This window comes from Pusillimonas sp., from assembly GCF_035515275.1.
Taxonomy (GTDB): Bacteria; Pseudomonadota; Gammaproteobacteria; order Burkholderiales; family Burkholderiaceae_B; genus Pusillimonas.
Genome location: NZ_DATJBQ010000134.1, coordinates 1 through 10,512, shown reverse-complemented (window position 1 = coordinate 10,512; position 10,512 = coordinate 1). Strand labels below are relative to the sequence as shown.

At 60.2% G+C, this 10,512-nt stretch carries 11 protein-coding genes and 1 pseudogene; 8 read left to right on the top strand and 4 right to left on the bottom strand.

Features of this window, described 5'->3' with window-relative positions; translation table 11 throughout:
* Both VL003_RS09850 and folK read left to right on the top strand, forming a co-directional pair.
* On the top strand, window positions 1-696 hold a 696-nt coding region (locus tag VL003_RS09850; protein ID WP_487047252.1), incomplete at its 5' end, for a tRNA nucleotidyltransferase/poly(A) polymerase-related protein.
* A 12-nt stretch (window positions 697-708) separates the two neighbouring features.
* Window positions 709-1,215, top strand: a complete 507-nt coding sequence (gene folK / locus VL003_RS09845; protein ID WP_325441993.1) for a 2-amino-4-hydroxy-6-hydroxymethyldihydropteridine diphosphokinase — start codon at window positions 709-711, stop codon at window positions 1,213-1,215.
* Between the two features lie 80 nt (window positions 1,216-1,295).
* Here folK and VL003_RS09840 read toward each other — a convergent pair whose 3' ends face one another.
* Window positions 1,296-2,819, bottom strand: a complete 1,524-nt coding sequence (locus VL003_RS09840) for a fumarate hydratase (protein ID WP_325441991.1) — start codon at window positions 2,817-2,819, stop codon at window positions 1,296-1,298.
* Between the two features lie 96 nt (window positions 2,820-2,915).
* Entirely contained in the window at window positions 2,916-3,683 is a 768-nt protein-coding gene (locus VL003_RS09835; RefSeq protein WP_325441990.1) for a crotonase/enoyl-CoA hydratase family protein, read from the bottom strand.
* Window positions 3,684-3,924: 241 nt separating this feature from the next.
* Between VL003_RS09835 and glyQ the strand changes: the two genes are divergently transcribed.
* Genes glyQ through gloA form a run of 6 tightly spaced genes read left to right on the top strand, consistent with a single transcriptional unit; the run spans window position 3,925 to window position 9,521 of the window.
* Complete coding sequence (gene glyQ / locus VL003_RS09830) at window positions 3,925-4,830, top strand: glycine--tRNA ligase subunit alpha (RefSeq protein WP_325441988.1); 906 nt, start codon at window positions 3,925-3,927, stop codon at window positions 4,828-4,830.
* Window positions 4,827-6,968, top strand: a complete 2,142-nt coding sequence (gene glyS, locus VL003_RS09825) for a glycine--tRNA ligase subunit beta (protein ID WP_325441986.1) — start codon at window positions 4,827-4,829, stop codon at window positions 6,966-6,968. Before glyQ ends, glyS begins: the two co-directional genes overlap by 4 nt.
* Complete coding sequence (gene gmhB, locus VL003_RS09820) at window positions 6,965-7,501, top strand: D-glycero-beta-D-manno-heptose 1,7-bisphosphate 7-phosphatase (RefSeq protein ID WP_325441984.1); 537 nt, start codon at window positions 6,965-6,967, stop codon at window positions 7,499-7,501. Before glyS ends, gmhB begins: the two co-directional genes overlap by 4 nt.
* A gap of 12 nt (window positions 7,502-7,513) precedes the next feature.
* Complete coding sequence (locus tag VL003_RS09815; RefSeq protein ID WP_325441995.1) at window positions 7,514-8,245, top strand: lysophospholipid acyltransferase family protein; 732 nt, start codon at window positions 7,514-7,516, stop codon at window positions 8,243-8,245.
* Entirely contained in the window at window positions 8,229-9,113 is an 885-nt protein-coding gene (locus VL003_RS09810) for a M48 family metallopeptidase (protein WP_325441983.1), read from the top strand. Before VL003_RS09815 ends, VL003_RS09810 begins: the two co-directional genes overlap by 17 nt.
* Window positions 9,114-9,125: 12 nt before the next feature.
* Complete coding sequence (gene gloA / locus VL003_RS09805) at window positions 9,126-9,521, top strand: lactoylglutathione lyase (protein ID WP_325441982.1); 396 nt, start codon at window positions 9,126-9,128, stop codon at window positions 9,519-9,521.
* Window positions 9,522-9,586: 65 nt separating this feature from the next.
* Here gloA and VL003_RS09800 read toward each other — a convergent pair whose 3' ends face one another.
* Window positions 9,587-10,270, bottom strand: coding sequence for a sulfate/molybdate ABC transporter ATP-binding protein (locus tag VL003_RS09800; RefSeq protein WP_325441981.1), 684 nt, complete (start codon window positions 10,268-10,270; stop codon window positions 9,587-9,589).
* A gap of 9 nt (window positions 10,271-10,279) precedes the next feature.
* Window positions 10,280-10,512 (bottom strand): annotated as a pseudogene (locus VL003_RS09795) (molybdate ABC transporter permease subunit); the annotation flags it as partial.

The window sequence follows — 10,512 nt, the reverse complement described above, 5'->3', positions numbered from 1 at the left end:
CCGCTTATCCAGAACGTTCCGGCTTCGCGCCTGTTCGACGAAATGCTCAAGCTGCTCACTTGCGGCCATGCCATGAGCTGCCTTCGTCAACTGCGCGAGCTGGGGCTGCATCAAGGCCTTTTGCCGTTCATCGACACGCTGTTCGAAACCCCCGAAGGCGAAGAGTTTGTCTCGCTGGCGCTTGAACGCACCGACACCCGCGTGCGTTTGGGCAAGTCGGTCAGCCCCAGCTTTCTGTTCGCCGCCCTGCTTTGGAAACTGGTGAACAAGCGCTGGGTGGCAATTACCGCGCAGGGCGAGCACTCCATTCAAGCACTGGTTCAGGCCGCCGACGAGGTCATCGATCAACAAACGCGCACGCTGGCCATACAACGCCGTTTCCAGGCCGACATGCGCGAAATCTGGTTCATGCAGCCTCGCTTCGAAAAAGCCTCGCCTCGAACGATCTGGCGCATGCTTGATCATCAAAGGTTTCGCGCTGCGGTCGATTTTCTTCAACTGCGAGCCGAAGCGCACGAAGTCGACAGCGTGCAAGCACAGTGGTGGATGGATCTGGCCGACGCCGATAGTATCGAACGCACGCACATGATCGACGAATACCAGCGCCAAAACGCGGGCACAAGCTCGGCCAAGCCGCGCAAGCGCCGGCGCAGACGCAAACCGTCTGCAGCTCAGTCAAACGACATCAGCGCTTGATTCTGGTCGGCCATGGTCAAAAAGCCTGAATCCGGTGAACCCCAATGGGTGACCGCCTATATAGGCCTGGGAGCCAATCTGGGCGATGCCCAAGCCACCTTGCTGATGGCCGCCCAGCGCCTTGCACAGACGCAAGGCGTCAGGCTGTTCGAGCTTTCGCCTTTGTACCGAACCGCGCCCATCGACTCAAGTGGACCCTATTACATCAATGCAGTTGCCGCGCTGCAAACCCGCCTCTGCGCGCATGAACTGCTTGACGCCCTGCAAGCCCTGGAACAGCAGCACGGAAGAGAGCGCCCTTATCGAAACGCCCCGCGCACGCTTGATCTGGACCTGCTTTTATACGGAGACGACCGGATAGAAACAGAACGCCTGACCGTGCCGCATCCACGCATGCACCAACGGGCTTTTGTACTGCGTCCGCTTTTCGATCTGGCTCCGGACCTGCAGCTCGAAGGCAAGAAACTGACCGAGCTGCTAAAAGGCTGTGCCGATCAAGAACTCGAAGCGCTTTCCTGACTACCGCCGGCAGCCAAATAAAAACGGCAAGGCTGATATTGCCTTGCCGTTTGCACCAACCATGACCTCAGCGAACAGACTCAGGCCGGCACGACCGGAATCTGCGCGATACGCATTTTCCATTGTTTGGGGCCGGTTTCGTGTACCGAGGTACCGCCGGCGTCAACAGCCACCGTGACCGGCATGTCTTTGACGTCGAACTCGTAAATGGCTTCCATGCCAAGATCTTCAAACGCTACGACCTTGGCGCCACGAATAGCCTTGGATACCAGGTAGGCCGAACCGCCCACCGCCATCAGGTATGCGGAACCATGCTTGCGAATGGACTCGATGGCCACCGGGCCGCGTTCCGCCTTGCCGATCATGGAGATCAGGCCGGTTTTTTCAAGCATCATGTCGGTGAACTTGTCCATGCGCGTGGCGGTGGTCGGGCCTGCAGGGCCCACCACTTCTTCGCGCACCGGGTCGACCGGCCCCACATAATAAATAACGCGATTGGTAAAGTCGACGGGCAGTTGTTCGCCGCGCTCGAGCATTTCTTGAATGCGCTTGTGCGCCGCGTCGCGACCGGTCAGCATCTTGCCCGAAAGCAACAAGGTCTGCCCTGGCTTCCAGGCGGCTACCTGCTCTTTGGTCAGGGAGTTCAGATCGACCTGCTGCGACTTGTTGTAGTCGGGCGCCCAATTGACGTCGGGCCAATCGGAAAGCGCGGGCGGCGTCAGTTGGGCCGGCCCCGAGCCGTCAAGCGTGAAATGAACGTGACGCGTGGCGGCACAGTTGGGGATCATGGCCACCGGCTTGGATGCCGCATGGGTGGGGAAGGTGTTGATCTTCACGTCCAGCACCGTAGTAAGCCCGCCCAGACCCTGGGCACCAATACCCAATGCATTGACCTTTTCGTAGAGCTCGATACGCAGCTCTTCAAGCTTGTTTTCCGGGCCACGCAGCAACAGCTCGTACATATCGATGTCGTCCATCAGGGCTTGCTTGGCCATTAGCATGGCTTTTTCGGCCGTGCCGCCCACACCGATGCCCAGCATTCCCGGCGGGCACCAGCCTGCGCCCATTTGGGGTACGGTTTTCAGCACCCAGTCGACCAGGGAGTCGCTAGGGTTGAGCATGACGAACTTGGTCTTGTTTTCGGAACCGCCGCCCTTGGCTGCCACCTGCACGTCGACCGTATCACCGGCCACCAGCTCGACGTTGACGATACAGGGAGTATTGTCGCGTGTGTTCTTGCGCGTAAAGAGCGGATCGGCCAACACCGACGCACGCAGGGGGTTCTGAGGGTCAAGATAGCCCCGGCGTACGCCTTCGTCGCAAAGCTCTTGCAAGCTGCGCTGTGTATCGAGCCGCACGTTCATGCCGATCTTAAGAAAGACGTTGACAATGCCGGTGTCCTGGCAAATGGGGCGACGCCCCTCGGCGCACATGCGCGAATTGGTCAGAATCTGAGCAATGGCGTCCTTGGCCGCCGGGCTTTCTTCGCGCTCGTAGGCGCGCGCCAGATGCTGGATATAGTCGGCTGGATGGTAATAACTGATGAACTGCACCGCGTCAGCCACGGATTGGATCAAGTCGTCTTCTTTGATGATGGTCGTCATAACGGTCTGGAATAAAAACAAAAAGCCGGTGCCGGGCGTTGTGGCGGCCGATGTAGCCTATGGCCGCCACAACGCCACGACGACGGAACATGAATGCTATTTGCCGGTCCACACCGGCTTGCGTTTTTCCGCAAACGCGGTGGCGCCCTCTTTAGCGTCGGCCGAGGCAAAAATAGGTGCGGTGCGCGGGCGCTGCAGGTCGAACATGTCGGACTGGCGCCAATCTTTGGATGCCACGATGATTTCTTTGGCGGCCTGCACAGCCAGGGGTCCGTTTTCGGCAATGATGCGGCCCAAGGCCAATGCACCTTCAAGCGCCTTGCCCGGCTCGACCAGGCGGTTGACCAGGCCGAAGTGGTGGGCGCGCTCGGCGGGGAACATTTCGCCGGTCAGAATGACTTCGAGCGCGATATGGTGCGGAATGCGCTGAGGCAGGCGCAGCATGCCGCCCGAACTGGGCACCAGGCCGCGCTTGGTTTCGGGCAGGCCGAAATTGGCATTGTTGGCAGCCACGATCAGGTCGCAAGCCAGGGCCAGCTCGCAGCCACCAGCCAGCGCGTAGCCTTCAACCGCGGCAATCAGCGGCTTGCGCGGGGCTTTTTCGCACAAGCCGCCAAAGCCACGGCCCTCGACAAGCGGACGCTGGCCGGTAGCGGCAAAAGCCTTAAGATCCATGCCCGACGAAAATGTGCCGCCCGCCCCGGTAAGAACGCCCAATGCCACGCTGTCGTCTGCGTCCATGCGCTCGAACACCTGGGCCATGGCCAGGGCTGTTTCGTAGTTGATGGCGTTGCGGGCATCGGGGCGGTTGATGGTGATGACAAGCACTCGGTCGATCACTTCCGTCTTGACTAGATCCGACATAAAAAAGTCTCCGTAGGGCCACGCCGGGCCTGACAGCCTGGGTTCAACGGCAACAGGCGCGGCAAAAGCTAAAGTGGGTGTAACCCAGTATCATACGACCAATGCTCCCCTCACCACAAAACGCGCCCAGGCACCGGTCAATGGCCGCGTCTGTGCGCCCCGGAAATCTCACTTTGCGAACCACGTTAAAATTGAAAAATTTTGCGGCTTTTCGCGCCTTGCGCTTTACTGACTTTTGCTCATGCTCACCTTTCAGCAAATCATCCTGAAACTCCAGCAGTACTGGGATCAACAAGGTTGCGCCCTTTTGCAGCCCTACGACATGGAGGTGGGTGCCGGCACGTCGCACACCGCGACCTTCTTGCGATCGATTGGGCCCGAACCCTGGCGCGCCGCCTATGTGCAGCCCTCGCGCCGCCCCAAAGACGGTCGCTACGGCGAGAACCCCAACCGCCTGCAACACTATTATCAATACCAGGTGGTGCTCAAGCCTGCACCGCCCGAAATCCTGGATCTGTACATTGATTCGTTGCGAGCCCTGGGAATCGACCCCGCACAGCACGACATCCGCTTTGTCGAAGACGATTGGGAAAACCCCACCTTGGGGGCCTGGGGCCTGGGCTGGGAAGTCTGGCTCAACGGCATGGAAGTGACGCAATTCACGTATTTTCAGCAAGTGGGCGGGCTGGACTGCACCCCCGCCACGGGCGAGATCACCTACGGCCTTGAGCGGCTGGCCATGTACCTGCAGGGCGTCGAAAGCGTCTACGACCTGGTCTGGACCACCGGCAAAGACGGCCGGTCCGTGCTCTACCGCGACGTCTTCCATCAAAACGAAGTCGAGCAATCGACCTACAACTTCGAATACGCCTCAACCACCATGCTGTTCGCCCATTTCAACGACTACGAGGCCGAAGCCGCCCGGCTCATTGAAGTACCGCTGGCACTACCGGCCTACGAGGCCACGCTCAAGGCGGCCCACACGTTCAATATGCTGGATGCCCGGGGCGCCATCAGCGTCACCGAACGGGCTGCCTACATTGGCCGGATTCGCAATTTGTCGCGCAGTGTTGCGCAAGCCTATTACGACTCGCGCGAAAAGCTGGGCTTTCCCATGCTTGCCTCGCAGACGGAGGCAGCACGATGAGCCAGGCACAATCCCGTCCGCTGCTGATTGAGCTGCTGACCGAAGAACTACCCCCAAAGGCACTGCAAAAGCTGGGCGAAGCGTTCGCCCAGGGCATCCGCCAAGTGCTTGAAAGCAAAAACCTGGTCAGTGGCGAAAGCGTCATGGCGCACTTTGCCACGCCGCGTCGCCTGGCGGTGCTGCTCGACTCGGTATTGGGTCAGGCGCCCCAACAAAGTTACAGCGAAAAGCTCATGCCCGTTAAGGTGGGCCTGACCGAAAGCGGCGAACCCACCCCCGCCCTGCTCAAAAAGCTGGCCGGAAAAGGCCTGCAGCATCTTCAACCCGCCGACCTTATTCGCGAATCCGACGGCAAGCAAGAGTACCTGTATGCCAACGGCATGGCGCAAGGCGCGATGCTCACCGAAGGCTTGCAAGAGGCCATTGACACCGCCATTGCGAACTTGCCCATTCCGAAAGTCATGCGCTATCAATTGGCTGACGGCGTCACATCGGTCAGGTTCGTGCGCCCGGCACACGGGCTGGTCGCGCTGTGGGGCGCCGACATTATCGAGGTGGAAGCGCTGGGCCTGAAGGCCGGCCGCCGTACCGCCGGGCACCGCTTCATGGGCAGCCAGACGCTTGAAATCCCCGACGCAACCGCATACGAGAATCTGCTGAAAGAGCAAGGCAAGGTCATTGCCTCGTTCTCGCAACGCCGCAGCGACATCCAGGCCCAGCTTGACGAGCACGCCGCACGCCTGGGCGCAATCCTGGGCACCGACCCCGAAGTCGAGGCCCTGCTCGACGAGGTCACGGCGCTGGTCGAACATCCCACGATTTACGCCGGGCAGTTCGACCCCGTGTTCCTCGAGGTACCGCCCGAGTGCCTGATCCTGACAATGCGGCTCAACCAAAAATATTTTCCGCTGTTCGAGCCCGCCACCGGCAAGCTCACGCACCATTTTCTTATCGTCAGCAATATGCGCGTGGACGACCCTCGCAACATTGTCCAGGGCAACGAACGCGTGGTTCGGCCCCGCCTGGCCGATGCGCGGTTCTTCTTTGACCAAGACCGCAAGCAGCCGCTGGTCGACAGCGTTGCGGCACTGGCAGACAGCGTCTATCACAACAAGCTGGGCTCGCAGCTTCAGCGCACCGAGCGTGTGCGCAAAATTGCCGTTTACCTGGCCCAGAAGCTGGGCGCCGATACTTCGCTGGCTGATCGCGCCGCCCTGCTGGCCAAAGCCGACCTGGTGTCCAATATGGTGGCCGAGTTTCCCGAGCTGCAAGGCATCATGGGCGCCTACTACGCACAGGCCGACGGCGAGCATCCCGACGTTGTGGCGGCGTTGCGCGACCAGTACCGTATTCGCCTTGACGCGCCGGTCGACACCACATCGCTGGTCGGCACCATATTGTTCATTGCCGAGCGCGCCGAAACCCTGGTGGGTATTTGGGGCATCGGCCTGGTTCCCACGGGCGAGCGCGATCCTTACGGCTTGCGCCGGGCTGCGCTGGGCATTATCAGTGCCTTCGAGCAGCTAAGCGCAGGTGCCTATTTATCGGTGCCCGACGACTCGCGCCTGACCGTCTCGCAGTTGCTCGACGCCGCCTTTGCCACATTCAACCCTGCCGATATTGCGGCCGACACGCCGCGGGCGGTGCAAGGGTTTATTTACGAGCGATATCGCAATCAGCTTGCGGCGGACCACGACAAAAATGTGATTGATGCCGTGTTGGCGCCCGAACCTCCGTTGCATGAAGTGCGCGCCCGCATCGAGGCGTGTGCAACGTTTGCCCGGCGTCCCGAGGCCGAAAGCCTGGCCGCCGCCAACAAGCGCATCGGCAACATTCTCAAGAAAAGCGACGAAGCTGCGTCGCAGGTTGACGCAGCCAAGCTCACCGAAGAAGCAGAGCGCAGCCTGGCCAAGGTTATTGCACAGATCAAACCGGCCGCGCAGGAACAGTTCGAACAAGGCGACTTCACCTCGAGCCTGGCCACACTGGCCCAGGCACGAAGCGCAGTTGACACCTTTTTCAACGACGTCATGGTCATGGCTGAAGACCCTGCGGTGCGCGCCAACCGGCTTGCGCTGCTGACCGAGCTGCATGCCATCATGAACCGCGTCGCCGATATTTCCAGGCTTGCATCGTGAAGCTGGTTATTCTTGATCGCGACGGGGTCATCAACTACGACAGCCCAAGCTTTGTCAAGACTCCCGCCGAGTGGGCGGCACTGCCGGGTAGCCTCGAGGCGATTGCCCGGCTGTCGCAGGCAGGCTGGCGAGTGGTTATTGCCAGCAACCAATCGGGCCTGGCACGCGGGCTTTTCGATATGGAAACCCTTAACGCCATCCATGCCAAGCTGCGCATCGAACTGGCGCAATTTGGCGGCCATGTCGATTCGATCTTCATCTGCCCCCACGGTCCGGACGACAACTGCCAGTGTCGCAAGCCCAAGCCCGGCATGTATCTGGACATCGCCCGGCGCTATGACGTCAACCTGAAAAACGTGCCCGCTGTGGGCGATTCGTTGCGAGACCTGCAGGCCGCTGCTGAAGCCGGGTGTACTCCATGGCTGGTGCTGACCGGCAACGGCGAAAAAACGCGCAACAGTGGGCAGTTGCCTCCCGGAACCCAAATCGCCGACGACCTGGCCCAGATCGTCGACCGCTGGCTCGAAGCCTAGGCCCCACCCATGATGGCTGCATTGCGCTCCACCCTTTTTCTGCTTTTTCTGATCATTACGGTCATACCCTATTCTTTTGCCTGCGTGCTGTGGGCGCCGCTACCGCGCAAGTGGCGCTACCGGCTGACAGTGGGCTGGCCGCGCCTGGCCGTCTGGGGCGCCAAGTTCTTTACCGGCATACGGTGGCAATTCAAGGGGTACCAGAACCTGCCCGACGCACCGGTCGTCATATTGAGCAAACACCAATCAGCCTGGGAAACCCTGTTCCTGCCTGCCTACCTCCCCCGCGAGGTCTGCTTCGTATACAAGAAAGAGCTTCATCGCGTTCCGTTCTTCGGGTGGGGGCTGGCCTTGCTGCGCATGATCCCAATTAACCGCAGCAAAGGGCGCGACGCCTTCGAGCAAGTGGTACGGTTGGGCCAGCAGCGCCTGGACGAAGGGCGTTGGCCCTTGTTGTTTCCCGAGGGCACCCGCATTGCCCCCGGCAAGGTGGGGCGGTATAAAATGGGTGGCGCCTTGCTGGCAACCCGCACCGGTGCAATGGTTGTACCCATCGCGCACAATGCGGGCGAATGCTGGCCAAGAAACTCGTTTTTAAAGCGCCCCGGTCTTATAACCGTTTCCATCGGTCCGCCCATTCCAACAGCCGGGCTTGAAGCAGAGGAAGTCAATCGCAAAGTCCAGGAATGGATCGAAAACGAAATGCGACAGCTCAACCCCGAACGCTATGCCGCTCGAGAATAGTCAGCTTGGCCTGTTCGAGCACGACGATGCGTCGCCTGCTGCGCCGCGCCCAGTTGTTTCGCCCGCGCCTGGGCCCCGCGCCGACACCCCTGTACCCATCTTTCGTCCGCCCAGCCTGCCCCCCGGCGCCCGCTGGCGCGAGGTCCAAACCCAGGCTCAGATCATCGGTTTTGTCCTGCGGCGTTCGCGCCGCAAAAGCATCGGCCTGGTGGTCAATGACGACGGCCTGCAGGTGACTGCGCCAAATTGGGCCACCTTGAGCCAGGTCGACACCGCCATACACGAAAAAACCCGCTGGATCCTCGACAAATTGCGGGCCTGCCACAAGCGGCAACAGCACTTGTCCATCGAAAACACCTATTGGACAGAAGGTGCCCACATTCCATATTTTGGGCAGCGCATCGAGCTCGGCCTTGGGCAAGCAGGCCAGAACCATTTGTTCAGCGGCAACCGCTACACCCCCACTGAAGGCGACCGCCTGCAGCTTGCCCTGCCTCGCGATGCCGACCACTTGCGCGTGCGCGACAGCGTCCACTCATGGCTGCAGGCCGGCGCGCGCGAATGGTTCGAGCAAAGGCTGCAGCATTTTTTAAGTGCAAACGGCCTGACCATAAAGCGGTGGCGCCTGTCGTCGGCCGCCACACGCTGGGGTTCGTGCAGCAGCGATGGCAACATCATGCTCAACTGGCGTCTTATCCACTTTGAACACGACATCATCGATTACGTGATCGTTCACGAAATTGCGCATTTGCGTCAGATGAATCACAGCAAAGACTTCTGGCGCGAAGTCGAACGCATGCTGCCGGGCTTCGAGAACGCCCGAAATGCCTTGCGCCGGCACGATCCGTCATCCCTGCCACTAATCTGAAAGGAGATTCAAATGCGTTTACTACACACCATGCTTCGCGTCGGCGACCTGGAGCGATCGCTGGCCTTTTACACCGACGTGCTGGGCATGACACTTTTGCGCCGCAAAGATTACCCGGACGGCAAATTTACCTTGGCCTTTGTCGGTTATCAGCCCGAGAGCGAAGGCGCCGTGCTGGAGCTGACACACAATTGGGAAACGTCTTCGTATGACCTGGGCAACGGCTACGGGCACATTGCACTCGAGGTCGACGACGCCTACGCCGCCTGTGAAAAAATCAAGGCAAAAGGCGGCCGTGTGGTACGCGAAGCGGGCCCCATGAAGCACGGCCAGACCGTCATCGCCTTCGTCGAAGACCCCGACGGCTATAAGGTAGAGCTGATACAAGCTGATTCGCGCGTCGACTAAACCATCCGACAAGACTGCGCGGTCACGGCACGCCTTGCTGCATGACCGCGCCGGCAACCCCACTGCTAGCGACCCAATGTCGTGACACTGCCCGAACGCCCATTTTCTATACTGATGACGGCATCCGCCAATGCAGCCACGTCGTCCTCGTCATGGGTGATCAAGATCAAGGGAATCTCCACCCGATCCAGCAGTTCATTCAATTCCTGCCTTAACTTCAACCGCAACTGACGATCCAGCGCTGCAAACGGCTCATCCAGCAACAGGGCCCGCGGCTTTGCCACCAGGGCACGGGCCAGTGCGGTTCTTTGCCGCTGCCCGCCCGACAGCTGCTCGGGGTACTGGTTGGCAACCGATTCCAGATGAAAAGCCTCGATCCACCGCGTTACCGTCTCGTGCTGAAAATTGCGGCGGGGGTTGAACAACCCCCGCCGCAGCCCAAAGGCAATATTCTGCGTAACGGTAAGGTGAGGGAACAACGCATAGTCCTGGAACACATAGGCCAGGCCGCGCTGCTGCGGCGACAGGCTGATTTTTTGTTGGCGGTTGAACAACCAGGTGCCGTTCAGCTGCACATGGCCGTCGTCGGGTGTTTCAAGACCGGCGATCAGTCTTAGCGTCATGCTTTTCCCGGCGCCCGACGGCCCAAACAAAACCAGACGACGCACGTTGCTTTGAAAGCTGACATCGAGCTCGAAATGATGCTTGCGCGTCTCGAACCGTTTTCGAAGGTGTACATCCCAAACCATTAGCCGACCTTATGATTGCCCGGGAACCCGACCGGGCATTAATCGGCCTGCAGCCAGCAGCACCGCAATACACGTTACGGAAGTGACCAGCACCAGGAAGTTGGCCAGGTCGTCTTGCCCCGCCTGAACCGCTTCATACACAGCAATGGACAAGGTCTGGGTCTTTCCGGGTATGCTGCCGGCGACCATCAGCGTGGCCCCGAACTCGCCCGCAGCTCGCGCAAACGACAGCAGCAAACCGG